At 64.0% G+C, this 25,362-nt stretch carries 23 protein-coding genes; 1 reads left to right on the top strand and 22 read right to left on the bottom strand.

Annotation, left to right across the window (positions count from 1 at the left end; all coding sequences use genetic code 11):
- Positions 1-34: 34 nt before the first annotated feature.
- Entirely contained in the window at positions 35-1,330 is a 1,296-nt protein-coding gene (locus tag HX613_RS13000) for a heparan-alpha-glucosaminide N-acetyltransferase domain-containing protein (protein ID WP_235345713.1), read from the top strand.
- Here the strand turns inward: HX613_RS13000 and HX613_RS13005 are convergent.
- The 22 genes from HX613_RS13005 to rimP all read right to left on the bottom strand — a co-directional run bounded on the left by HX613_RS13005 (position 1,293) and on the right by rimP (position 25,343).
- On the bottom strand, positions 1,293-1,751 hold the full coding sequence (locus HX613_RS13005; RefSeq protein ID WP_235345714.1) for a tetratricopeptide repeat protein: 459 nt from the start codon (positions 1,749-1,751) through the stop codon (positions 1,293-1,295). The genes HX613_RS13000 and HX613_RS13005 overlap by 38 nt on opposite strands.
- Complete coding sequence (gene dapB / locus HX613_RS13010) at positions 1,751-2,500, bottom strand: 4-hydroxy-tetrahydrodipicolinate reductase (protein ID WP_235345715.1); 750 nt, start codon at positions 2,498-2,500, stop codon at positions 1,751-1,753. Before dapB ends, HX613_RS13005 begins: the two co-directional genes overlap by 1 nt.
- Before the next feature lie 40 nt (positions 2,501-2,540).
- Positions 2,541-3,128 carry a GNAT family N-acetyltransferase gene (locus HX613_RS13015; protein WP_235345716.1) on the bottom strand — a complete coding sequence of 196 codons (588 nt, stop codon included), beginning with the start codon at positions 3,126-3,128 and terminating at the stop codon, positions 2,541-2,543.
- A gap of 121 nt (positions 3,129-3,249) precedes the next feature.
- Positions 3,250-3,876, bottom strand: a complete 627-nt coding sequence (locus tag HX613_RS13020) for a superoxide dismutase (protein ID WP_235345717.1) — start codon at positions 3,874-3,876, stop codon at positions 3,250-3,252.
- A 192-nt stretch (positions 3,877-4,068) separates the two neighbouring features.
- A complete protein-coding gene (locus HX613_RS13025) occupies positions 4,069-5,235 on the bottom strand; it encodes an acyl-CoA dehydrogenase family protein (protein ID WP_235345718.1) in 1,167 nt (388 codons plus the stop codon).
- A complete protein-coding gene (locus tag HX613_RS13030) occupies positions 5,232-6,959 on the bottom strand; it encodes a thiamine pyrophosphate-binding protein (RefSeq protein WP_235345719.1) in 1,728 nt (575 codons plus the stop codon). Before HX613_RS13030 ends, HX613_RS13025 begins: the two co-directional genes overlap by 4 nt.
- Positions 6,956-9,082 carry an acetate--CoA ligase family protein gene (locus HX613_RS13035; RefSeq protein ID WP_235345720.1) on the bottom strand — a complete coding sequence of 709 codons (2,127 nt, stop codon included), beginning with the start codon at positions 9,080-9,082 and terminating at the stop codon, positions 6,956-6,958. Before HX613_RS13035 ends, HX613_RS13030 begins: the two co-directional genes overlap by 4 nt.
- Before the next feature lie 4 nt (positions 9,083-9,086).
- On the bottom strand, positions 9,087-10,250 hold the full coding sequence (locus HX613_RS13040) for a Glu/Leu/Phe/Val dehydrogenase dimerization domain-containing protein (protein ID WP_235345721.1): 1,164 nt from the start codon (positions 10,248-10,250) through the stop codon (positions 9,087-9,089).
- Between the two features lie 112 nt (positions 10,251-10,362).
- Positions 10,363-11,004 (bottom strand): TetR family transcriptional regulator C-terminal domain-containing protein, encoded by a 642-nt coding sequence (locus HX613_RS13045; protein ID WP_235345722.1) that lies wholly within the window; start codon positions 11,002-11,004, stop codon positions 10,363-10,365.
- 141 nt (positions 11,005-11,145) lie between these two features.
- Entirely contained in the window at positions 11,146-12,399 is a 1,254-nt protein-coding gene (locus tag HX613_RS13050; RefSeq protein WP_235345723.1) for a M16 family metallopeptidase, read from the bottom strand.
- 68 nt (positions 12,400-12,467) lie between these two features.
- The gene (locus tag HX613_RS13055; protein WP_235345724.1) at positions 12,468-14,687 is read right to left on the bottom strand and encodes a polyribonucleotide nucleotidyltransferase; all 2,220 of its coding nucleotides are present in this window, start codon (positions 14,685-14,687) and stop codon (positions 12,468-12,470) included.
- A 409-nt stretch (positions 14,688-15,096) separates the two neighbouring features.
- Positions 15,097-15,366 (bottom strand): 30S ribosomal protein S15, encoded by a 270-nt coding sequence (gene rpsO / locus HX613_RS13060; RefSeq protein ID WP_009882989.1) that lies wholly within the window; start codon positions 15,364-15,366, stop codon positions 15,097-15,099.
- 92 nt (positions 15,367-15,458) lie between these two features.
- The gene (locus tag HX613_RS13065) at positions 15,459-16,397 is read right to left on the bottom strand and encodes a bifunctional riboflavin kinase/FAD synthetase (RefSeq protein ID WP_235345725.1); all 939 of its coding nucleotides are present in this window, start codon (positions 16,395-16,397) and stop codon (positions 15,459-15,461) included.
- Between the two features lie 73 nt (positions 16,398-16,470).
- On the bottom strand, positions 16,471-16,842 hold the full coding sequence (locus tag HX613_RS13070) for a hypothetical protein (RefSeq protein WP_235345726.1): 372 nt from the start codon (positions 16,840-16,842) through the stop codon (positions 16,471-16,473).
- The gene (locus HX613_RS13075; protein WP_235345727.1) at positions 16,832-17,473 is read right to left on the bottom strand and encodes a hypothetical protein; all 642 of its coding nucleotides are present in this window, start codon (positions 17,471-17,473) and stop codon (positions 16,832-16,834) included. Before HX613_RS13075 ends, HX613_RS13070 begins: the two co-directional genes overlap by 11 nt.
- Before the next feature lie 100 nt (positions 17,474-17,573).
- The gene (truB, locus tag HX613_RS13080; RefSeq protein ID WP_235345728.1) at positions 17,574-18,491 is read right to left on the bottom strand and encodes a tRNA pseudouridine(55) synthase TruB; all 918 of its coding nucleotides are present in this window, start codon (positions 18,489-18,491) and stop codon (positions 17,574-17,576) included.
- A 13-nt stretch (positions 18,492-18,504) separates the two neighbouring features.
- Complete coding sequence (locus tag HX613_RS13085; protein WP_235345729.1) at positions 18,505-19,398, bottom strand: ligand-binding protein SH3; 894 nt, start codon at positions 19,396-19,398, stop codon at positions 18,505-18,507.
- A 204-nt stretch (positions 19,399-19,602) separates the two neighbouring features.
- Positions 19,603-20,031, bottom strand: a complete 429-nt coding sequence (rbfA, locus tag HX613_RS13090) for a 30S ribosome-binding factor RbfA (protein ID WP_235345730.1) — start codon at positions 20,029-20,031, stop codon at positions 19,603-19,605.
- 319 nt (positions 20,032-20,350) lie between these two features.
- A complete protein-coding gene (infB, locus tag HX613_RS22720; RefSeq protein WP_235345731.1) occupies positions 20,351-23,353 on the bottom strand; it encodes a translation initiation factor IF-2 in 3,003 nt (1,000 codons plus the stop codon).
- A 132-nt stretch (positions 23,354-23,485) separates the two neighbouring features.
- The gene (locus HX613_RS22240) at positions 23,486-23,761 is read right to left on the bottom strand and encodes a YlxR family protein (RefSeq protein WP_143922523.1); all 276 of its coding nucleotides are present in this window, start codon (positions 23,759-23,761) and stop codon (positions 23,486-23,488) included.
- 71 nt (positions 23,762-23,832) lie between these two features.
- On the bottom strand, positions 23,833-24,795 hold the full coding sequence (nusA, locus tag HX613_RS13105; RefSeq protein ID WP_235345733.1) for a transcription termination factor NusA: 963 nt from the start codon (positions 24,793-24,795) through the stop codon (positions 23,833-23,835).
- Positions 24,796-24,878: 83 nt separating this feature from the next.
- Complete coding sequence (gene rimP / locus HX613_RS13110; protein ID WP_235345734.1) at positions 24,879-25,343, bottom strand: ribosome maturation factor RimP; 465 nt, start codon at positions 25,341-25,343, stop codon at positions 24,879-24,881.
- Between the last annotated feature and the right edge of the window lie 19 nt (positions 25,344-25,362).

Raw genomic sequence — 25,362 nt, forward strand, 5'->3', positions numbered from 1 at the left:
ACCGGGATGTGCCTGACCATGTGAGAATCGAGGCATGAGCTCACACCGCTCCCCCACCTCGGCGACTGCTGGCAGCACAACGACTGATGACAGGACAACGGTCCGTGATCGCCTCAGCCCCGCCGGGCGACTCATCGGCCTCGACGCCGCTCGCGGAATCGCCCTGTTCGCGATGATGGTCACGCACATCTTCGCCTTGTCCGATCCCGAGGGCCTCCCGACCTGGGCCGCCGTGTTCGCGGGGCGTGCCTCGGCGCTGTTCGCGGTCCTGGCCGGCTGTTCGCTGGTGCTCTCGACTCGGTCGCGGATGGCAGCTTCGGGACGTCTGCGCGATGCCGTGCCCAGTGTGCTCATCCGGGCGGGAGCGATCGTCATCATCGGACTGTGCCTGGGGTCGATCTCGTCGCTGCTGGCTGTCATCCTCGTCAACTACGGGGTCATGTTCGCGATTGCGATGCTGTTTCTGCGCCTGCGGGCCAGCACACTCTTCGTCATCGCCGGTGCCTGGATGGTCCTCAGTCCTGTGCTCTCGATGCTCGTCCGCAGCCAGTTCGGCCTGGAGCCGATGTATTCGTCGATGTCATGGTTCGATTTCGCGACCCCTGGGACGATGCTCCACGACCTGGTGCTCACCGGCTATTACCCGATTCTGCAGTGGCTGTCCTACATCCTATTGGGGATGGCGGTCGCGAAGGTCGATATCGGCAGGCACCTCATGTCTCTCTTCGCCGCCGGTCTGGGACTGTTTCTCGTCGGCAAGGGAGTCTCCTGGCTGCTCATCAACTTCGCGGGAGGCGGTCCTGTGCTGGTTCGGGTGTCCGAGCTGTATGGGACCGATCTCAATGCGGCGCTGTTCACCGGCAGCTATGGGGTGACGCCGACGACGTCGTGGTGGTGGCTGGCGATCGCGGGCCCGCACTCAGGCACGCCCTTCGACCTGCTGTCCACGGCCGGGACCGCGCTGACGACCATCGTCGTCTGTCAGTCGCTGGCGATGCTGCTGGGGCGCAGCACCTGGGTGCTGGCGCCGTTGACGGCTCCCGGCTCAATGCCCTTGAGCGTGTACTCCGCCCATGTCGTCCTGCTCGAGATCACTCGTCCCTGGATCGAGGCCAATCCGATGCTCGGTGGTGAGGCGATGTCACCGCAGGCCGTCGAGTTCGGTCTGCATGCTCTCGTGTTCATCGGCTTCGCTCTGATGTGGAAGCTGGCGATCGGTGCCCATGGCCCGCTTGAGGGTGGGGTCGCGGCGATCATCCGATCCGCGTCGCCGGTTCCGGGGCCCGGGCCGGCTAGGAATTCTGCTTCACACCCGCCCGATGCATCGTGACGGCCTTGCGCATCGTTGATCGGGCGCGCTTGCGATCTCCGCACGCGTCGTAGGCACAGGAGAGGCGGAACCATGAGCGCCAGTCCTCGGGTGCGGCCTCTGCCTCGGCCTGGTACTGGCCGAAGGCTTCGTCGGCGGATTCGCGGATGATCCTCCCGCCCGGAGTTCGCGGAAGATCATCGACGGGCAGTCCACCCTCTGATTTGAGGATGCGCGCCAACTTCTCGGTCCGTGCACCGAACATGAGTTCGACGATCAGCGTCCAGGCTCCGATGAGGGGCAGGACGAAGAGGGCGATGCCCATCAGTCGTGGAATCAGATCGGGTTCCCTGACTAGAACCCATGCTCGATGCCCCATGAGGACGAAGTAGAAGACGAGCACCACTGAGACGACGATCGCCCCGATTTTGCCTTTGGACATCAGAGGTCGAGCATATTCTCGAGGCCGTGCAGAAGGCCGGTGTAGTCGGAGATCGACCGCACTGCGGTGACGATTCCCGGCATGAACGCCGAGGTGGAATGTGAGTCCGTCCGGATCGTCAGGGCCTCGCCGCTGGAACCGAAGTGGATCTCCTCCGAGGCTGTCATGCCCTGCTGCCGGATCGCGTGCACGTGGATGCCGTCGACGACTGCGCCGCGAGCACCGTTGGGATCGATTTCGGTGGCGTCGGGTACCGGAGGCAGGCCGGCCTCGTTCCGGGCTGCCGCGATTCGCTGCGCGGTGTGGTTCGCCGTTCCCGACGGAGCGTCGAGCTTGCGTGGGTGGTGGATCTCGACCACCTCGGCGGAGTCGAAGTACGGTGCGGCCAGCTCAGCGAAGCGCATGGCCAGAACCGCACCGATCGAGAAGTTCGGGGCGATGAGCACGGCGGTGTCAGCATGCTTGGCCAGGAGCTCTTCGAGACCGGATAGCTTCTCAGCGTCCCAGCCGGTCGTTCCGACCACGGTGTCGATGTCGTGCTCGACGAGGAAGCGCACGTTCGCCTCCGTCGAGGCGGGAACTGTGAGTTCGACCGCAACATCGATGCTCGTCTCGAGCAGGCTCTCCAGGGAGTCTCTGCTGCCCAGGGTCGCAACGAGTTCGAGGCCCTCGGCCTCGGTGATGGCGTCGACAGCTTGGGCGCCCATGCGGCCCTGTGCTCCGATGACGGCTACCCGAATCGCATTCATAAGTTCGTAACTCCTTGCTCGACGATCTCCGCAGGCCAGTCTAACGACTCACGGCGCTGTCACCGTCATCAGGTGGTGGGGTCGAGGAAGCAAGGATCGGCAGCCGAGTACCCGAGACTCGTTGATCGCCGCACAGGCGGGCACACACCACGGTGTCGAACCGGAACCCGTCGTAGAGAAGGCGTTCGCGTTCTCTGCCCTCGACTGCAAATCCTGCGCTCTTGGCGACTCCGCCCGATGCGGGATTGTCCACGCGGTATCCCAGTTCCAGGCGATAGACGTCCAGTTCGTCATGGAGACGGTCAACGAGACTGCGCAATCCGGCCGCGGCCAGTCCGTGACTGCGAACACTGGGATCGAGCCAGTAGGAGATCCAGGCCGTCGAATGGCGCTGCTCGATGGCAGTTGCCATGACATTGCCGACCGGAGTCAGGTCACCGGCCACGATTGCGTAGGCCGCCGCAGTCCCCTCATCCTCGGCACTGCGGATCCTGTCGAGCCATGCCTGCGCACCTGCTGGTGAGCGGTCGTCGGGGATGTTGCTGAGAAGGTCGGTATCGGCTCGGGCATAGATGTCGGCGAGAGCGCCCACATCATCGCGGCGCCAGCGTCTGAGGAATTCGACCATGGCCCCAGCTTAACGAGGGCTCGGGTGCAGCCTGTCACGGTCTGCAGGCCAGTCCCCGGACATGAAAACGACGGCCCCGCCGCGATGGGTCGGAGCCGCCGTCTCAGGGTCTGTACGGCTATCAGCCGAGCAGGAGTCCCCTGGTCTGAGCCACGGCGCGGTCGAAGCGTGCGCCTGCATCTGCCCAGTTCACGATGTTCCACCAGGCCTTGACGTAATCAGGCTTGACGTTCTGGTAGTCGAGGTAGAAGGCGTGCTCCCACATATCGAGCTGGAGAACCGGGGTTCCGCCGAGCTGGATGTCCGACTGCTGGTCCTTGAGCTGTTCGATGAAGAGGTTTCCACCGAGCTGATCGTAGACGAGCACGGCCCAACCGGAGCCCTGGATCGTGGTGGCTGCCGTGGTGAAGTGCTCACGGAACTTGTCGAAGGAGCCGAACTGGTCGTCGATGGCTGCTGCGAGTTCGCCGACGGGCTTGTCGCCGCCGTCTGGAGACATGTTGTTCCAGAAGATCGAGTGGTTGACGTGTCCACCGAGGTTGAACGCGAGATCGCGGGTCAGCTTCGGCACGTTGGCGAGGTTCCCGCTTTCGCGAGCTTCTGCCAGCTGTTCAACAGCGGTGTTGGCACCCTTGACGTAGGTTGCGTGGTGCTTGTCGTGGTGCAGCTCCATGATGCGAGCCGAGATGTGCGGCTCAAGTGCGGAGTAGTCGTAGGGCAGTTCCGGAAGGACGTACTGCTCAGCCATGAAATTCCTCCTGAAGAGAATTGATGTCCGCCAGAGTCGGCGGCTTCATTTCGACCCTATAGCAGGGTCTCATCTCGAACAACACGGTAATCGTGAGGACTATTCCAGATGACGCCAAGTGACCTCGGAAAAGATCGCGGCGCCGCACGAATGCATCCTCACGAAATGACCCACAGGAAGTCACCCACAGTGTCAGGGCAGATTCCGCGAGATGAGCAGCCGCATGATGTCTGAGGTCCCCTCTTCGATCTCTTCCAGCTTGGCATCACGCATCCACTGCTCGACGGGGTGCTCGCGCGAGTAGCCCCATCCACCCAGGGTCTGGACTCCGGCCCAGGTGCAGAACATCGCCGTCTCCGAGGCACCCAGCTTCGCCATGGCCGCCGCGGCGGTGACCTTCTCCCGCGGCACGCCGTCACCGGCATCGATCATCCGGGCCGCATTGAGGACCTGCAGCCAGGCGGCATCGATGCGCGCGGCCATGTCTGCCAGCCGGAAGGCCACGGACTGGTGTTCGATGATCGCTTTGCCGAACTGCGTGCGTTCGCGCGCATAGTCGCGGGCGTATTCGTAGGCTGCTCTGGCTGTGCCCAGTGCCGCGGCGCCGAGGACCACACGAGAGATGTCGAAGGTGCGCATCAGTCCGTAGAAGCCCTGCCCCTCCTCGCCGAGGCGGTTGTGGGTCGGCACGAACGCGTCGGAGAAGAAGATCTCCCTGCACACGATCGCCCGCTGGCCCATCTTCTTCATCGGGGCCCCGAACTCCATACCCTCGGTTTCCCTGGGCAGGAGGAAGGCGGTGACCCCACGTGAGCGCTGCGCAGGATCGGTCTTGGCGAAGACCACATAGCCCTCGGCGAGTCCGGCGTTCGAGATCCAGACCTTCTGCCCGTTGAGCAGGTAACCGCCGTCAACAGCCTCTGCCCTCGTGGTGATCGAGGCGGAGTCGGATCCAGAACCCGGTTCGGTCGTTGCCAGAGCCGTGAAGACCGGGTCTGGTCCGGTCAGGGGACGCAGCCAGGTCTCCTTCTGCTCTTCGGTACCCAGTGCCAGGATCGGATCGGCGAAGAAGCCGTTGGAGCACAGCAGGTTGCCGATGCCTGGGTCCCCGAAGCACAGCTGCTCTTGGACGAGGCATTGGGTGAAGACGTCGGTGAAGCCGCCGCCCCCGTACTGCTCGGGGATCATGAAGTCGGTGATGCCCACGCGTGCCGCCTCGCGGAACAGCTCCACCGGGGACTCGGTGTCCGCTTCGTCGACGCCGGGGCCTGCGGGTCGGATCTTGTCCTTGGCGAAGGTGGCGCAGAGCTCGATGATGTCGTTCTGCTCATCACTCAGCGGCCAGGGTGTATAGCTCATGTCAGGTCCTTCTTCTCGTGCGAACTCTGTGTCGCCTCATGCGAACTCTGTGTCGACTCGTGCGAACTCTGTGCCTGCCGGGCCGCACCCAGCATGTCCGTAGCCGCGCGGGAGTCCTCGGTCATGTGGATGAGGGTGGGTCCGGCGAAGTCCTCGGCCTGCTGCAGTGCCGTCGCCAGCTGCTCCTGGGTCTCGACGTGGAGACCGCGAGCGCCCATCGACTGAGCCAGGGCCGGGAAGTCGGGTCCCAGCAGTTCCACTCCCGCAGGGGTATCGCCGCGGTCGGCCATCTCGTTGCGGATCTCCCCGTACCCGCCGTTGTCGACGATGATGAGTGACAGTGATACTCGCGCCTGCACTGCCGCGGCGAGTTCGGCGATCGTGAACATCGCTCCCCCGTCGCCCTCGATCGCCACGACCCTGGCTGCGGGCACGGCGAGTTTCGCACCGATTCCTGCGGGCAGACCGTACCCCAGGGTTCCGGCGCCTGCCGGGTAGAGGAAGCGATCACCTCGGCGTGCCATCCATCCGGTCTGCACACCGTAGTAACAGCACATCGTGGAATCCGCGGCGACGATGACCGGTGATATCGCCGAGGTGGTGTAGTCGTTGAGCCCGCCGCACAGCTGCGCCCAGGGTGCTCCTTCATCCTTGGCTGCGGCCGTGATCGTGTCCTGCCAGCCGCGCAGCCACTCGACTGCGGCCCGTGAGCGGCTGGTCGACCTGGTCTGGTGCAGTTGGTGCGTCAACGCGATCGTCGCGTCCGTGGCATCGGCTGGGATGGGGTGGGTGACGCGGGCATTGCGCAGCATCTGCACCTCGTCGAGGTCGATGCGCACAACCGTGTGCGGCAGCGGCATCGGTTCGGGCCAGAAATCGCTGGGAGCCAGTTCAGTGCCGATGGCCACCACAGCATCGGCAGCACTGAGCACCTCCGGCAGGACTTCGAGGACTCCGATGGCGCCGAGGTTGTTCTCGAACTCATCGTCGATCGTGCCCTTCGCGTTCGAGGACAGGATGACCCCGGCCCCGAGCACCCGGGAGAGCTCTTCGATCTCGACTCCGGCGCTGCGGGCCCCGGCCCCGACGATGAGGAGGGGACGCTGGGAGTCTGCCAGCGCCTCGGCGGCGGACTTGATTGCCGAGGGCTCGGGGCTCGGATGGGGACGGGCCACCGCAGGGTGGGCCCAACCGGGACCAGTTGCTTCGATGAGGTCGAGGGGGATCTCGATGTAGGCGGGGCGAGCGCGCCCTGTGCGCATGCGCGACAGGGCCTGTCCGATTGCCAGGGACACCTCACCGGGGCTTGTCACCCGATGGCCGTCACCGAGGACTGCTTCGATCGCCTGGCTCTGGTTGCGGACCTCGTGGAGGAGTCCGTTGCCGCGTCCCGGGTGGGTCAGCGGCATGCCGGGGCTGATGAGCAGGACTGGAACCGAATCGGTGAAGGACTGCAGCAGCGCGGTCAGCGCGTTGAACACCGCCGGTCCCGTCGTCGTGACGACGACCTGCACCGCGCCGGTGACGCGGGCAGCACCGTCGGCCATGTACCCGGCTCCCTGTTCGTGGCGAGGTGAGACGATGTCGATGCCCTCGGCCGCCAACTGGGCGAAGATCTCAAGGTTGTGGGTGCCGGGGATTCCGAAGACTCGTGTGATTCCCTCGGCTGTCAGCGCCCGGGCCAGGTGTGCACCGCCCGTGATCTCTGACTGTTCCTCTGTCATCGTGACTCCTTATCGCCATTGCCATCATCGTCGCTGTCGGGGCTGTCAGTGATTCCACTGCTGTCGCTGTCGTCATCGGTGCTGCCATCGTCCTCCTCGTCTCGGTTGGTCACGACGAGTGCATCGACGGCGAGCGCTCCATCGGGGGTGACGCGCACCGGGTTGATCTCGACCTCTTGGATCTCATTGCTGCCAGCGACCAGACGGGAGACCGAGACGATAATCTCGGCCAGTTCGTCAAGGTCCGCCGGACGCCGTCCACGCCACCCTGTGAGCAGCCGATAGCACGTGAGTCGGGACACCATGTCGAGTGCTTCCGCATGCGTCACCGGTGCCAGCTCGAGCCAGGTGTCGCCGTAGAGTTCGGTCTCGGTTCCTCCGGCTCCCACCATCACGATGGGCCCGAAGTTCTCGTCCTGTCGGCCACCCACGAGGATTTCGACGGCCTCACCGCGGGTGTCCATCTCCTCGACGATGTACTCGCCCTCGCCGAGGCGGGCCACCATCTCCGTATAGGCGTGTTCGAGGGCTGTGGCATCGCTGAGGCCCAGCGCGATCGCCTCGAGTTCCGTTTTGTGTGCGGGCCAACCGGCTTTGAGCACGAACGGCGGAGTCAGGTCCGAACCGGCCATCGTCTCGGCGAGTTCGGTTCCGCGCCTCACGGTCAGAGCCTGCGGCACCGGCACCCCAGCTGCCGAGATCGTGTCCCGCGCCGCCGTGTAGCCGGTCCCCCAGGGGGTGACCGGACCCGAGCGTTCCAGAGCTTCGGTGATGCGCCCGGCGTGTGAGGCGTAGAAGCTTGCTCCGGCGACGACGCGCATGACCGATTCGATCGAGGTGTAGACGGGTATCGAGTTCTCCCACAGCGCGGCGACGGCGGGCGAATCGGCGCTCATCGAGTGGACGATGAGCGGCTTGCGGTGCGAGCGTACGGTGTCGCCCAGCTGCCCCACCTCGGCCAGTTCTGCGTCGAGGAGAGAGGGGATGTCCTCGCCGTAGCAGCCGAAGTATCCGCTGAGGATGACTGCGTCGATGGCCTCATCGGCGAGGAGCTCAGCGACGAGACGCGAATGCACCGACAGGTCCGCCTCCCCTGCCCCGTCGAGGTCGATCGGGTTGTCGATGTGCCCGGCCTGCGGCAGGTGTTCTGCGATGCGGTCACTGGTGGCGGCGTCGAGGACGTTGACGCGCAGTCCGTGGGATTCGGCTCGGTCTGCCGCGATCGCGCCCTGTCCGCCGGAGTCGGAGATGATGGCGATCCGCTTCCCTGCAGGCAGCCACGAGGTGCCGAGGAAACCGGCGAGTTCGACCGCCTCACCGGGTGTCGAGAGTCGGATCGCACCGGCGGCGCGGCAGGCGGCATCGACCGTGTCCATCGCCGAGGTGAGTGATCCGGTGTGCGATTTCGCGAGCCTGGCGCCGGCGTCCGATTGGCCCGTGGTGAGGATCATCGTGGGTTTTCCGGCCGCGCGCAGTGCCTGCATGGCCGAGACCAGGGCACTGCCGCCGGTGAAGGATTCGAGGTAGAGAACGACCTGTGTGGTGTCGGCATCGTCGACGAGGGTGTTCAGGATCTCTGCTGCCCGGACGTCGGACTGTCCGCCGATGGAGGCGAAACGTGAGATTCCGAGTCCGCTGCGCGCGGAGAGGGTGGCGATCTCCGTTCCCAATTGACCGCTCTGCGTCACCACGGCCAGAGAGCCTGGGGTGAAGTTCCCCCAGGCCAGAAGGAGGTCGTTGCCCGAATCGACGACGCCCAAGGATGAGGGCCCGATGAGACGTGCCCCCGCAGACACGATGCGCTCTGCCAGGTCGGCGGCGCCGGGAACCCTGGACGAGATGATGAGGAAGGCCGTCACGCCAGCGGCAAGCGCCTCGCCCACCACGGCCGCAACCCCCGTGCCTGGGATCGATATGACCAGAAGTTCCGGGGTCTCCGGCAGGTCAGCGAAACTCGCGAACGTGGGCTCGGACTGGATGGAGGCGACTCGGGAATTGATGAGGTAGACCCGACGCCTGCCGGTGCCTTGCAGCGCACCTGCGGAGAGCCAGAACCCCCATTTCGCCGGGTCGTTCGAGGCTCCGAGGATGGCGACGCTGCCGGGGTCGAAGAACCGGTTCATGGTTCTAGCGATCTGCCATCGAGTCGGCCCGGAGGGCTTCGAGGTTCGCGTCGACCCTCGCCTGCGCTGCCTGCCTGGGGGTGATGTGCTGCCGGCCGGCATCGCCCAGCACTTGTGTCGTGAGTTCGCGCAGAGTCTTCGTCACGAGCGACCTGCTGGTCTCCCAACTGCCATCGACATCGCCGAACGTCACCCACCACCACCATGCATTCGTCGCAGAGTTCGCCAGGAAATCGGGAACAACCGTGACCCCTCGGGCCTGCAGGCGGTCTTCTGCATCAGGCAGGACGGGCATGTTCGCGGCCTCGACGATGAGCCCGGCGGTGATGGTCTCGCAGTTCTCAGGCGTGATCGCGTAGCTGACAGCGGCGGGGACCAGCACATCACAGTCGGCGGCCAGCCAGTCTCCACGGTCACCGTCCAGATCCTCGGGCCGCAGTGCGGCCCGGTCGATGCCGCCGAAGGGATCCCGTGTCGCCAGCAGGGCCTCGACGTCGAGGCCGGCCGGGTTGGACACGAACCCATCGGCATCAGCGATGCCGACGATGGCCACCCCCGCCTCGGCGAGGAACCGGGCGCTCGCGCCGCCCATCGATCCGAATCCTTGGATCACTGCGCTCGAGTTGGCCGGGTCTCTCCCCTCGGCTTCGAGTGCAGCGATCACCGAGGTGGCCACTCCGAGTCCACCGACGAGTTCGTCCTGTCCCACACCGTCGACAATCGTGGAGAAGGCCGTCGCGGCTCGCTCTGTGGCGGCTTGCGGGTCTGTGAGCAGTTTCTCGACGGCTGCCAGCCCGCTTCCGAGCTCACGTTGTGCGAGGATGTCGTCGATATCGCTTTGGCGCACGCCCAGGTCTTCGCCGAGGGCCCAGTAGGCGCGCATGATCGGGTTCATGGCGACGAGGAAGCGTTCGAGGATGTCTCTGGCTCCGGGGGCACGTGGGTCGAAGTCGATGCCGCCCTTCGCACCGCCGACGGGAACGTAGTGCCGGCCCGGCCGCAGATGGATCGCCTCCTTGCGCGTCATCCCCTGAGCCAGTCCCCGCACCTCTTCGAGGGTGCATCCCTGACGCATTCGCAGACCGCCCGAAGCGGTTCCCCTCACCAGCGTGTCGATGACGACGAAACCGTGTGCGCCGGTGACCGGATCCTGCCATGTGATGTCCATGAACATGCTGCTCCCCATAATTTTACTGAACCGCCATTCAGTTAGCTTCAGACCATCAGTCTGACCGTCGGAGGCCTGCCGCGTCAAGAGCGATTCGGGGTAAGTGCGAAGCTCAGTCCAATTCGCGTGCGACGAAGGCATCGACCCAACCGGACAGGGTCGTAGGCGACACGGATCCAGGGTTGATGATGAGTTGGACTGCGAGCCCGTCGAGGTACGCGAGGATCCTCGTGGCGCAGTCATCTGCCAGCTCTGCGACGGTGGCGCCTGTGGGTCCGTTCGCGGACGCTTCCGTAGCCATTCGGACGTGGCTGAATCGGAATTCCTTCGCCTCGAGCCCAGCGACGATGAGCTCGGACAGTATCGTCTTCCACTCTCGGTCGAGGGTGGAGAACGTCGACCTCATCCCATCGTCGAAGAGTCCGGCAGACCACCCGTCGATCCAGATCTTCCAGCTCCTCGTCGAGCCTGTCGGCATGTACCACTGGACGACGTCTCTGAGCCGCTGCGATGCTGGCTTCTGCGTCGCGGCGAGTCGACGGGCGCGATAGAGGTCGTTCTCCCCGGCGTGTGCGAAGGCTGCGGCGACGAGTGCTTCCTTCGTCACGAAGTGGTAGATGACCAGGCTCGGGCTCAGCCCCAGCCGTGCGGCGACATCGGCGACCCGGAGGGTGCGCAGGCCGGTGGCCTCGATCTCCTCCACGGTCGCTGCCAGGATCTCCTCCCGACGCACCGATGCTCTCTTTCGCGGCATGAACCTCTCCCCCACACAGACAGAAATGGCTGTACAACACGAATCTTGTTGTACAGCCATTCTAGATGCTCACGGTTCGGAGCCTGCGGGCATCGCCTCAGGCCGGCGTCATCTCATCCTCAGACCAGCGTCATCTCATCCTCAGCGCAGAACGACGTCAGCCTGCGGTCCCACGAGGGACAGCGACTTCGGGCGACCCATGAGTTCTCCTGCCATTGTCGACACCTGCTCAGCCGTGACCGAGCGGACGCGTTCGATGAGGTCGAGCGGAGATTCGAGTGGGATTCCGAAGATCTCCGAGCGGGCCAGTCGATTCATCCGTGCGGCCGAGGATTCGAGTCCGAGGACCATCGAGCCCGAGAGCTGGGAGACGATCGCGTCAAGTTCGGTGCGACTTGGCACCTCCTGCGCCAGACGGTCCCATTCGGCCAGTGCCAGGTCGACGACAGCCTGGCCGTTCTCCGGTGTGCAGCCGGCGTAGATGCCGAACGTTCCGAAGTCGGTGAACTGGCTTGCCATGCAGTTGACGGCGTAGGCGAGACCGCGTTCTTCTCGCACGCTCTGGAAGAGTCGGGAGGACATTCCTCCGCCGAGCATCGTCAGCAGCACCGAATAGACGAAGCGATCCGGATGGCCCTCTTCGAGACCCTCGCAGCCGAGCAGGATTCCCAGCTGTTCGGTGTCTTTGACCGTGTGTGAGCGGCCTGAATGGAACGTCGGCACCTCACGTGCGCTGCGGTCGGGCACCCGGCCTGCTGTCGCGGCGGGGCTGTCCCAGGTGTGTGAGCCGGTCTGTGAACCGACGCCAGCCTGAACCAATGCGTCATCGACCATGCCCAGGACTTCCTCGTGGGTGGCACCGCCGGCGGCGGCGACGACCAGACGCGGGGGAACATAGGTCGTCGAGTGGTGTTCGAGAAGCGTGTGATGGCCCAGCACGCGGATCTGGTCCTTCGTCGCGCCGACCGGACGTGCCAGAGGGTGGTCGCCGAAGATGAGCTCGTCGAAGTCATCGAAGAGGACGTCGCCGGGGTCGTCGGCGGACATCGCCAGCTCTTCGATGATGACGCCGCGTTCGCGTTCGAACTCCTCGGCGTCCAGGTTCGAGTTCGAGACCATGTCGACGAGCAGCGAGGTGATGTCCGACAGGTCCGTGACCAGGCAGCGCGAGTAGTAGCAGGTGAGTTCCTTGGCCGTGATGGCGTTGGAGTCTCCCCCGGTCCGGTCGAAGGCTGCCGCGATCGTCTTCGCGTCCTTCGTCGGCGTTCCCTTGAAGAGCATGTGTTCGAGGAAATGGGTCGATCCGGCGGTCTCGGTCAATTCGTCGCGCGAACCTGCCGCGACCCAGATGCCGATGGTCTCCGAGGCCAGTCCGGGCATGTGTTCGGTGGTCACTGTCAAACCACCGGGGAGGACAGACCGATCGATTCGGCTGCCCTCCCCGGTGTGAGAATCTCTGAGTATCAGTTGTCTGATTCCTCTTCTGCTTCTTCGTCATCGTCGCTGACAGGCGAGAGTGACAGCTTGCCGCGGTCGTCGATCTTCGTGATCTCGACCTGGACCTTCTGTCCGACCCCGACGACGTCTTCGACGTCCTCGACGCGCTTGCCATCGTTGAGCTTACGCAGCTCGGAGATGTGCAGCAGTCCGTCCTTGCCCGGTGTCAGGGAGACGAATGCGCCGAAGCTCATCGTCTTCACGACGGTTCCGAGGTAACGTTCGCCGACCTCGGGCACCTGCGGGTTGGCGATCGCGTTGATCATCGAGCGGGCGGCATCTGCGGCTGCTCCGTCGGCGGCACCGATGAGGACGGTTCCGTCGTCTTCGATGCTGATGTCAGCGCCGGTGTCTTCCTGCATCTGGTTGATCATCTTGCCCTTGGGTCCGATGACCTCGCCGATCTTGTCGACCGGGATGTTCACCGAGATGATGCGCGGAGCAGTCGGAGCCATCTCTGCCGGAGCATCGATGGCCTCGGCGATGACGTCGAGGATGACCATGCGGGCTTCCTGCGCCTGCTTGAGTGCGGCACCGAGCACCGAGGCGGGAAGGCCGTCGAGCTTGGTGTCGAGCTGGATCGCAGTGATGAAGTCACGCGTACCGGCAACCTTGAAGTCCATGTCGCCGAAGGCGTCTTCGGCACCGAGGATGTCGGTCAGTGCCGCGTATGCGGTCTGGTCACCTGTGTCGGTGGAGATCACGTCGGAGACGAGTCCCATGGCGATGCCTGCGACGGGAGCCTGCAGCGGCACACCAGCCGAGAGCATGGCCAAAGTCGATGCGCAGACCGAACCCATCGAGGTCGAGCCGTTGGATCCGAGTGCCTCTGAGACTTCGCGGATGGCGTAGGGGAAGTCCTCGCGCTTGGGCAGAACAGGCACGAGTGCACGTTCAGCCAGTGCACCGTGTCCGATCTCGCGGCGCTTCGGGCTGCCCACACGACCGGTCTCTCCGACCGAGTAGGGCGGGAAGTTGTAGTGGTGCATGTAACGCTTCGTGGTCACAGGCGACAGAGAGTCGATGTGCTGTTCGAGCTTGAGCATGTTCAGCGTGGTGACACCGAGGATCTGGGTCTCTCCGCGCTCGAAGATGGCCGAGCCGTGAGCGCGTGGGATCACGTTGGTCTCGGCGGTCAGCGGACGGATGTCCTTGAGGCCACGACCGTCGATGCGGATCTGCTCGGTGAGGATGCGCTTGCGCACGACCTGCTTCGTCAGAGCGTTGAGGGCTCCGGCGATTTCCTTCTCGCGGCCGGCGAAGCGTTCGCCGAGCTGGTCGAAGAGCTCAGACAGCAGGACTTCGCCTGCTGCTTCGCGTTCCTGCTTGTCAGCGATCTGGAAATTCTCGGTCTGCTTGGCTTCGGCGAGTTCGCGCACAGCCTCGTAGACGTCGTCCTGGAAGTCCTTGAAGACAGGGAACTCGACGGTGGGCTTGGCTGCACTGTCGGCCAGCTCCTGCTGCGCACGGCAGAGTTCGCTGATGAAGGGCTTCGCGGCTTCGAGTCCCTCGGCCACGACCTCTTCTGTCGGTGCGGTGGCACCGGACTTGATGCGGTCGATGGCGTTGTCGGTGGCTTCTGCCTCGACCATCATGATGGCAACGTCGTCACCGACGACACGGCCGGCGACGACCATGTTGAAGACGGCGTCATCGAGCTGCGAGTGGTTCGGGAAGGCAACCCACTGGCCGTCGATGAGTGCGATGCGCACGCCGCCGATGGGGCCGGAGAAGGGCAGTCCGGAGAGCTGAGTCGACATCGAGGCCGCGTTGATGGCCAGTGCATCGTAGATGTGGTCGGGGTGGATCGACATCACTGTGACGACGACCTGCACCTCGTTGCGCAGTCCCTTCACGAAGGAGGGGCGCAGAGGGCGGTCGATGAGGCGGCAGGTGAGGACCGCGTCGGTCGAGGGGCGTCCTTCACGGCGGAAGAACGAACCGGGGATGCGACCCGCGGCGTACATGCGCTCTTCGACGTCGACGGTCAAAGGGAAGAAATCGAAGCCCTCACGGGGGTTCTTGCCCGCCGAGGTGGCCGAGAACAGCATGGTTTCGTCGTCGAGGTAGGCGACGGCAGAACCGGCGGCCTGCTGTGCAAGCCGTCCTGTTTCGAAGCGGATGGTGTGTGAACCATAGCTGCCATTGTCAATGTGCGCTACGGCGGATTCAGGGTTGAGTCCCACGTATTCTCCTTGTTTGTAACCGGCACGCGGACACCTTCGAAGAATGAAGGCGAAAGAAGCCCGCGTCGATCCGGTGGATATTGGCTCGGACAACCCCATGGATCCAAGCCGGTCATCGATCGGGGCCCACGGAAACAGCATGCACATGCGTGCTGTTCCGGAAGCCACTACCGAGGACCGAAACGTCCATGACATGGTTGTCCACGTTGAAGTCTACCGCAGTTGCCTCTGTGAGCCATTGCCTCGCATTCCACCCGGGCATGCCGGGGATTGAGCTCCCGGAGAACTGAGCCGCCGGGGACGACGAAGAAGCGCCCTGCATGATGCAGGACGCTTCATTTCGTCTGAGGTGTCTCGTTCGAGTCTGTGTCAGTTCGTCCGAGTCGCGCTCAATGTCATGGGGCTGGTCTCAGCGACGCAGGCCCAGGCGCTTGATGAGCGAGCGGTAGCGCTCGATCTCGACGCGCTGCAAGTACTTGAGCATCCGGCGGCGCTGGCCGACGAGGAGCAGCAGGCCACGACGCGAGTGGTGGTCGTGCTTGTGATCCTTGAAGTGTTCGGTGAGCTCGGTGATCCGGCGAGTCAGCAGCGCAACCTGAACCTCGGGAGAACCGGTGTCGCCCTCGTGAGTTGCATATTCCTTGATGACTTCTTGCTTTTCAGCAGTACTGAGAGCCATGGACTTCTCCTTTTGATCGTTGCGCGGCGCCGAAACCTGTCAGTCTCAGCACTATCGAACCGCGGCCGGTGAAAACGGCAAGGTTCAGTTTATCAGGTGTGGAGCACCTCGCGCACATCAGCAATGTCCTCGTGCATCTTCACGACGAGCTCGTCCATGCCGGTGAACGTCACCTGTCCACGGATTCGTGAGACGAACTCGAGAGTCATGTGCCTGCCGTAGACGTCGAATTCGCCGAACTCCTTGTCGAGGACATGCGCCTCGACCCGTCGGACGCTGCCTTCGAACGTGGGGTTGGTACCCACCGAGATGGCTGCGGGGTACGCCTGATCCTCATCGGAGAATGTCGCCCACCCGGCATAGACACCATCGGCGGGAATGAGGCCCTCGGCATCTTCGGACAGGTTCGCAGTCGGGAATCCGAGGTCGCGACCGCGGGCGTCGCCGTGGACGACGGCCCCTTCGACCCGGTGATAGCGACCCAGCTGATCGGCAGCCTCGGCGACATCTCCGCCGATGATCTGCTCCCGGATCCGCGAGGAGGAGTACCGTCCCCCACGTCCGACTTCTTCGATCGTCTCGGTCCGGAATCCGTATTTCTCGCCGAGGTGGCGCAGAGTCTCGATGGTGCCTTCGTTGTCCTTGCCGAACCTCACGTCATCACCGACGACGACGATCTCACAGCCCAGGGCCTCAACGAAGTAGGTGCGCACGAACTCCTCGGGACTCTGGGCCGCGAAGTCGAGATCGTAGTGCTGGACGAACAGGGCGTCGATGCCGGTGTCCGCGATGAAGTCGGCCTTCTGCTCGGTGCTCGTGATCATCAGCGTCGGCTCATCAGAGCGGTGGACCGTGCGAGGGTGCGGGTCGAAGGTCATGGCCACGGAGCGCAGAGAGCGCTCCCTGGCCAGTGCCGCTACGGCTTGGAGAACAGTCTGGTGACCGCGGTGGACCCCATCGAAGTTGCCCAGGGTCACGACGGTGCCGACATCGTCGGTCCCGACCTCATTCAGTCCGTGATAAAGCTCCACTCGACGTTTGCTCCTTCCGTGCACCGACTCAGGTTATCGCAGAGATGTTCTCACGTGCTAACCCACGCACGCCTCAGGAGATGACGGCCCAGCCGATCACGCCGACCAGGGATGCGATCGCGATGGAGAGGAACGTTCCGATGATGAATCGCTCGCCCGCCGCCGCCGAGGATTTGATCTCCGCGAAGCGCCCGAGCCCCTTGACTGCGACGACGACGGCCATGAGTTCGGGCCTGCCCAGCACGATGGCTCCGGCGATGAGGGCGCGCTCGACGATCCCGATCCACATTCCGCCGCGCAGGACTTCGATGTCCTCACTGCCGGTGCGTCTCGGCTTCGAGCCGGGCCCGTCGTGGGTCATCCGCAGGAACAGCGGAACGAGCAGGTAGCCGCCCGCCGCGGACACGATCGCCGCAATGACAGCGATGAGTACGTCAAACCACATGGTCACCTGCCTGAGAGTCGCTGTCCCCGGTCTCTCCTACATGGGCCAGCTCTCCTACATGGGCCAGGTGGAAGGTCGACAGTGCGCAGGCACCCTCGATGAGTTCCACACCGCCCGGGGAGAGCACCCTGGACACAGCCTGTTGGGAGACGTCGAAGTGTTCAGCGATGTCGTGCTGAGTGGAGTCGGGGTGGTCGAGCCTGCGGTCGATGTAGCGCCGAGACTGGGACCGGATGTTCTCGAACGTCCAGACCACCAGGCGCAGAGCGCTTTCAGCCAGGCTCGAATGCACTGTCTCCGGGTCGACGACAAGATGAGCGGGGGCACCCTTTGCGGCCTCGACCGCGCGCCTGGCTGCATAGAAGGCCTCCCCCCTGCCCTCGGCGGTGGAAGCTGGCAATGGGGTGTCGACCGGGCCGACTCCGATTCCGATATGCCACCCGGTCCGTGCGGCCAGCAGACGGACGGCCAGAGTCACCTGCTCGGGTGAGTCGAGAACGCCCTGCACCTCATCGCCGATCGTACGCTCGAAGCCCCGCTGGGTCTCAACGCGGGCCAGAACGTCGAGCAGCCCGGGCACCTCATCAGTGCGCTCACGAGACCCTCGCTGGTCGATGGTCATGACGTACATGACTCAAGTACACCAAAGTCCACCACGATAGACAACCGTTTCAGTTGTATCTATCGAATACAAGCGATTACGTTGTATTTCCCGCATCGTCGTTGCGCTCTTAGGCGAGGTCGATGGCGAAGGCCGTCTGGGATTTCAGCACTCCCCCGGCACGCACCTCGGCGATCGAGACGAGCTCCTCGCCGACGATCACGGCCACCTCATCACCCTGATCCGGGCTCCGATCGGTGCCGATCGTCTTGCCCTGCATCAGGGCCTTGGCCTCCGCGGAATCGACGTGCACGGCCGGAAGCAGGGTCCGGGCCACCTCGGCGAGCGAGGTCAGCGCGGGTGCTTCGGTGTCGAGATCATCGGGGATCGTCACCGCTTCGTCGAGGCTGAAGGCTCCCACTCGAGTGCGCCGCAGAGCGGTGAGATGCCCATAGACGCTGAGGCTGCTCCCGAGGTCTCGCGCCAGTGCACGGACGTAGGTGCCCGACGAGCAGTCGACTTCGACGTCGACATCGATGTGGCCCTGTGCAACGGAGTACCGGGTGGCGAGGATGGTGAAGTCTGAGATCTCGACTCGGCGCGCCTTGAGCTCAACGTCTTCACCGGCACGGACGCGGGCGTAGGAACGTTGGCCGTTGACCTTGATCGCGGAGACCGCGCTGGGAACCTGGTCGATGGAGCCCCTCAAAGCTGAGACGCCGTGGGCGATCCCGTCATCGGTGACTGCCGACAGTGCCGCAGGATCGGCGAAGAGGTCCGGCTCGGAGTCCGCGTCATCGGTCGGCGTGGCCGAGCCGAGACGGATCGTGGCCAGATAGGTCTTGGACACACCGGTGATGTAGCCCAGGAGTTTGGTCCCGCGGCCCAGCCCGAGGACGAGCACGCCCGTGGCCATAGGGTCGAGGGTTCCGGCATGCCCGACCTTGCGGGTGCCGTACCAGCGCCGAATCCGAGAGACGACGCCATGGGAGGTCAGGCCTTGGGGCTTGTCACAGACAAGGACACCCTGTGGGGAAGTATCACTCACGTGTCAGGTTCGATCAGTTGAACGAGGCGTGCACGTGGTCGAAGTGGTTGTCCGTGGGTGAACCACGGTCTTCCATGCTGCTCCAACCGCTGCCTGGGTTCCAGATGCGCTGCTTCCAGATCACGTACTTGACGTTGAGTGCTCCGGAGTTCTGGATCAGGTACTCGGCGATGCGGTCGCCGGTGGCGCCGGTAATCATGATGTCGACGGCCTCGCCGGTGTAGTGGTCCGAGGTGCCGGAGCCCGGCCGAACGCCGCCGTAGGTCTTGACTTCGGGGAACTTCGCACACACGGCGCGGTAGCCGTTGACGGCGTTGGGCTGCAGTCCGGATTCGATCGAGGACGAGACCGAGCACGGTTCGTTCGAGATGCCCTCTGGAGTGTCTCCACCCTCAGACGACTTCTCATCCGAATCGGAGGACTTCTCGTCAGATGACTTCGCACCGCCGGACTCCGTCTGCGCCTTCTCCGTCGTCGGGGACGGCTTGGGCTTGGGAGTCTTGACGTCGAGTGTCGTCTTCGAGGTCTTGTTCTTGTACTTGGGATCGTCCTTGACGTCTTTGAGGTACTCTTCGCCGGCCTTCTCGCGCTGGGCGTCGATCTCATCCTGGCTGACGGCCGAGGGGCTCGACTTCGCCTGCTGCGCAGAGGTGTCAGCGGCCTCGGTCGTGACATTGCCGGCCTCGGGCGGGCTCATGACGACAGTCGAGCCGACGACAGCAGCGGTGGCTGCGGCCGGAACCGCGATCGCGGCAACGACGGGACGCTGCCTGACAGTTGCCAGCACGGAGGTGGCGGTCGACGGTGCTTCCGAGGAGTGCCGACCGGAAGAGCGCTTGCTGGCGGGGGTCAGATCCCGGACCAGCTGCTTAGCAAAGCCAGGCTTTGGCGAAGAGTGCTTACCCAATGCAGAAATCCCTTAACAGAGTCGTAATCATTTCGTTACCAGAAAAAGTCTAAACCAGAAGTGAAAGATTACAAAACTGTTACGTGATGTTTTTCGCGAGAGTGACAGAGATCGCGGTTGCGCGCACGAGGCCCACTGTACTCAGCCGAGCGGACACAGCCGGAGCACTGTCGCATCGGTGCTTCGTTATAGCGCTGTGACCAGTCAGTCTTCCTCGTCGGCCTTCTTGTAGGGGTCTTCGTCTCCCGCGGGCTTCGCGTCCTTGGCCAGTCCGGCAACCCGTGCGTCATCTGCTGCGGCTTTGGCGAGGAGACCGTCCAGGTGAGCGGCGGCCTCCGGCACGGCGTCGGCAATGAATTCGAGGCTGGGAGTCAGTCGGATCGTCAGGCCCTTGCCGACCTCTGACCGGATGAAGCCCTTCGCGGACTCCAGTGCTTTGCCTGTGGCTTCGAGATCCTGCCCGTCGCCGAAGACAGTGTAGAAGATCGAGGCATGCTGCAGATCTCCGGTCACGCGCACATCGGTGACCGTGACGAAACCGAGACGGGGGTCCTTGAGTCTGCGTTCGATCGTGCTGGCGACGATGACCTTGATCTGGTCGGCGATCTTACGCGCCCGAGTTGCATCTGCCATGGTGACTTCCTTCTTCGTCTGAACTGTGACAGTGACTGAGTTCTGTTGGAACTGCCACTTGAGTATCTGTATCTGTGTGTCTGGGGTGTACCTGTGTCTGGGTGAAGCTGCAGCCGTGTGTGTGTATCTGGGTGGAGCTGCGTCCGTGGAGAACTCCCCCGGCACATTCTCTCATCGCCGGGGACGCCAGTGCGCAACAGCGCAGAGGCCTGCGAACCGCAGACCGGGTCCTGCCCGGGAAGTGCGCGGGCGAGTGGACTCATGCCACCCGCTCGCACATTCCCCGTTCAGAACCCGGTATGGGAGAGCGACGTGTCGATCAGTCGCGAGGCTTCTCACGCATCTCGACGGTCTCGATGATGTCGCCGACGCGCAGATCGTTGAAGCTGCCCAGGCCGATGCCGCACTCGAATCCTTCGCGGACCTCGGTGGCATCGTCCTTGAAACGACGCAGGGATTCGATCTTGACCTTGTCCCCGACGACCACTCCATCACGGGTGACGCGAGCAGACGCGTTCCTGGTGATGTGACCATCGCGAACGATGGAGCCGGCGATGTTGCCGAACTTGGAGGACCGGAAGACTTCGCGGATCTCCGCGGTGCCTGTCTGGACCTCTTCGTACTCCGGCTTGAGCATGCCCTTGAGCGAGCTCTCGATGTCGTCGATCGCCTGGTAGATGACCGAGTAGTAGCGGACATCGACGCCTTCGCGCTCGGCCAGGTCGCGAGCCTTCGCCTCCGGACGGACGTTGAAGCCCAGGACGATCGCGTTGTCGACCGTGGCCAGGTTGATGTCGTTCTCCGTGATCGCACCCACACCGCGGTGGATGATGCGCAGGTCGACGTCGTCGCCCACATCGATCTTGAGGAGCGAATCCTCCAGCGCCTCGACAGCACCGGACACGTCGCCCTTGAGGATGAGGTTGAGCATGTCGACCTTGCCCTCGGCCAGTGCCTTGGTGAAGTCCTCGAGGCTGATGCGCTTGCGACCGCGAGCCTGAGCAGCATTGCGCTCGATGGCGTCACGCTTCTCAGCGATCTGACGGGCGGTGCGATCATCATCAGTGGAGATGAAGGTATCGCCTGCACGAGGCACCGACGACAGACCCAGCACCTGGACGGGACGGGACGGTCCCGCCTCCTCGACGAGGTTGCCGTTCTCATCGAACATCGCACGCACACGTCCGTAGGCGGTGCCACACACGATGGCATCTCCCTGACGCAGGGTGCCGGAGTCGACGAGCACGGTCGCAACCGCGCCACGGCCCTTGTCCAGCTTGGCTTCGATCGCGATGCCGCGAGCGGACTTGTCCGGATTGGCCCTCAGGTCCAGCGCAGCATCAGTGGTCAGCAGCACGGATTCGAGCAGCTGGTCGATGCCCTCGCGCTTGAGCGCGGAGATCGGCACGAACATGGTCTCGCCGCCGTATTCCTCGGCAACCAAGTTGTACTCGGTCAGCTGCTGCATGACCTTGGCGGGGTTAGCGCCTTCCTTATCGGTCTTGTTCACTGCGACAACGATCGGAATGTTCGCCGCCTGAGCGTGGTTGAGTGCTTCAACGGTCTGCGGCATCACGCCGTCATCGGCCGCGACCACGAGGATCGCAAGGTCGGTCGACTTCGCACCACGGGCACGCATAGCGGTGAACGCCTCGTGACCTGGGGTATCGAGGAAGGTGATCTTGCGTTCGATGCCTTCGTGTTCGACCTCGGCCTGGTAAGCACCGATGTGCTGGGTGATTCCGCCGGCTTCGCGGGCAGCGACGTTCGCAGAGCGAATGGCGTCGAGCAGCTTGGTCTTACCGTGGTCGACGTGACCCATGACCGTGACGACCGGTGGACGTGCTGCGAGATCCTCGTCGCCCTCATCCGCGGCTTCCGCGTCGAGGTCGAGCCCGAAGGTCCCGAGCAGCTCACGGTCTTCGTCCTCGGGTGAGACGATCTCGATCTTGTAGCCGAGCTCCTCGCCGAGGACCTCGAATGTGCCCTCATCCAGAGACTGGGTGATGGTCGCCATCTCGCCGAGGTGGAAGAGCACCGTCACGAGGTTCGTCGGATCGGTGTTGATCTTCTCAGCGAAATCGGCCAGCGAGGATCCGCGACGCAGACGCAGAGGAGTGTTGCCGTCGCCGCGTGGAACAGAGACGCCACCGACCGACGGTGTCTGCATCTGCTCGAACTCGGCGCGCTTGGCCCGCTTCGACTTGCGTCCCTTCTGACGGGGACCGCCTCCACGGCCGAATGCACCCTGGGTGCTTCCGCGACCGCGACCTGAACCACGACCGCCTGGACCGCCGCCGGGTCCGCGACGACCTGCAGGTGCGCCGCCTGGAGCTGCACCTGGCGCACCGGGTGCACCGCCGCCGGCGGGCGCGTTGCCGCGTCCCCCGCCGCGACCGCGGCCTGGAGCCGGCTTGTTCAGCGCAGAGTTCTTCATCATCGATGGGTTGGGGCGAGGTGCGCCCGGACGTGGTGCCGGACGTGGACCTGCTGCGCCTTCCTCACCGGATGCACGAGGTGGCTTCTGACCTGGCTTCGGCATCCCCTGCGAGTTTGCGAACGGGTTATTGCCCGGGCGCGCACCTGGACCGCCTTGGCCACCCTGGCCGCCGGGACGATTGCCGGACTTGGGTCCGCCGCGTCCTGCCGGTTTGGGCATACCCTGTGCTGGGGCGAAGGGGTTGTTTCCGGGACGGGCCGGCGAGCGACCGCCCGGTTTCGGAGCAGAGCCAGGCTTGGGTGCCGAACCTGGCTTAGGAGCCGCAGCGGGCTTCGCAGCAGCACCAGGCTTCGGCGCGTTCGAACGCGCCGCAGGCTTGGCCTGCTCAGCAGGGGCATCAGCAGACTTGGTGTCTGCAGCGGACGCGTCCGTGTCAGCAGGCTTGGCATCTGCAGCGGGCTTCGCATCTGCAGCAGGCTTCGCATCTGCAGCAGGCTTCGCACCGGCCGGCGTAGCTGCGGGCTTCGCCTCTGCAGGCGTGGATTCAGCTGCTTCGGTCGGTGCCGAAGCTGGCGCCGCGCCGGGCTTGGCTCCTGGCTTGGCCGAAGTCTTTGCACCGGGCTTGGGAGCTCCGGGCTTCGCGGCAGGCTTGGCGCCTGGCTTAGCAGCCGGCTTCGAGTCGGCGGATGCGCCGGATGTCTTGTCGCCGGAGCCGGCCGGACCGGACTCGGCGAATGCTTCCTTCACCTTGCGCACAACGGGTGCTTCGAGGGTCGAGGAAGCAGAGCGAACGAATTCGCCCAGGCCCTGGAGTTTCTCGAGGACGTTCTTACTTGTAGTGCCGAGCTCTTTTGCGAGCTCATGGACACGGGGCTTTGCCACAGTTCTCCTGTCCGGGTTCTTTCCCGGTCAGGAAAGAACCTCATCAATGAAGAGCAGTTCTCATTTCACTGCTCTCTCGAATTCCGATAGCGGTGTCATCGCACGACACTCACAACTTGTCATCCATTCGGGCTACCCGCTCTTCTTGGGTTCGGTATCCATCCTCGGCAGGTCCGAGGCGGTGACCTTCGTTCGAAAGGCTCGAGCGAAGGATGCGGTCGTCAATGCCCTCTTCAGGCATGTGGCGTCCGGGTGCACCCAGGCTCCTCGTCCCGGAAGTGTCGCTGACACGTCATGGACGATGGCTGGATGCTGATCGGGTCGAATCACAAATCGTGTGAGTTCGTCCCGGTCGGCCTTTTGCCTGCAGGCGATGCACGTCCTTCGAGGTGCCGCGCCCACAATCACAGTACATAATTCTACAGCACTTCCATCCCCACCCGTGCCACACCCCGGGTGGTTCAGATCACGCCCGATGCCTATTCGCCTGGGATGATGTCGATCTTCCAGCCGGTGAGCTTGGCCGCCAGGCGCGCGTTCTGCCCTTCCTTGCCGATGGCCAGGGAGAGCTGGTCACGGGGCACGATGGCGCGTGATTCCTGCAGATCGGCATCGAGGATGTCGACCTTCGTCGCCTTGGCTGGTGAGAGTGCATGGCCGATGAACTTGGCCGGGTCGTCGCTGTAGTCGACGATGTCGATCTTCTCCTGGCCCAGCTCGTTCATCACGGCCCGCACGCGGGAACCGAGTTCACCGATGCATGAGCCCTTCGCATTCACGCCGGGCTTCGTGGCGCGAACTGCCAGTTTGGTTCGGTGACCGGCCTCACGAGCCAGGGAGACGATCTCGACAGTGCCGTCGGCGATCTCCGGTGCTTCGTGCGCGAACAGCCGGCGGACGAGGTTCGGGTGCGTACGCGAAACAGTGACCGACGTTCCCTTTGGCCCCTTGTGGACGTCGGCGATGTAGACGCGCAGGCGGGTTCCGTGACGGTATGACTCGCCGGGAGTCTGCTCGTGCGGCGGCAGGACTGCCTCGACATCACCGAGGTCGACCTGCACCATCTGCGGGTCCCGGCCCTGCTGGATGGTGCCGGAGACGATCTCACCCTCGCGGCCCTTGAAGTTGCCGAGCACCGATTCGTCTGCGACATCGCGCAGACGCTGGTGGATGACCTGCCGAGCCGTCTGCGCAGCGATGCGTCCGAAGCCTGTGGGAGTGTCGTCGAATTCGCCGATCGGATTGTCATCATTGTCGAACTCGACGGCAAGGATGCGGACTTCGCCGGAGGTCTTGTCCAGCTCAGCGCGGGAATCCGGCCACGCGCCCTCGGTCTTCTGATAGGCAAGGAAGAGAGCTTGTTCGATGAGTTCGATCAGCGTATCGAGCGGAATCTCCCGCTCTCGCTCGATAATGCGCAGAACACTGAGGTCGATATCCATGGCCTATATCCTCTCCGGCTCCCTCGAGCATTGAATTGTCGGTCTTCATTTATGCAGGCGTGACATTCTATCTCAGATTGCGCTCACCGAAATTTGAGTTCGACCTGTGCCTTGACGATGTCGCCGATCGAGACTGTCCGCTTCTCACGACTGGCGGGATCGATTCCCGAAATTGAGTTCTCGCCCACATCGTCGAGATCGAGCTTGAAGGAGTCCTTCTTCGTGCTGATTTCGAGTCGGCGACCAAGCACCCGTTTGAAGTGCCGCGGGGACTCGAGCTTCCTCGTTGCTCCTGGGCTCGTGACCTCGAGCTGATAGGGCTTGTCGCGGAAGACCTCGACCTCGTCGAGGGTGTCGCCGACGAGTCGGCTGGATTCGGCGATCTTCTCCATCGACATGGGCTCTGTGCTGGACTCATCAAGGTCGACGACGACCGTCAGCGCCCGACGTTGTCCGGCAGCCACGGCCTTCACCGACTCCAGGTAGAACCCAGAGGTCTGCAACGGCTTCCGCAGAAGTTCCTCTATCTGCACCACGTCCTCGTCCATGTGTCCTCCAGTCCCCGTC

Source organism: Brevibacterium sp. UCMA 11754, assembly GCF_021532275.1.
Lineage (GTDB): Bacteria > Actinomycetota > Actinomycetes > Actinomycetales > Brevibacteriaceae > Brevibacterium.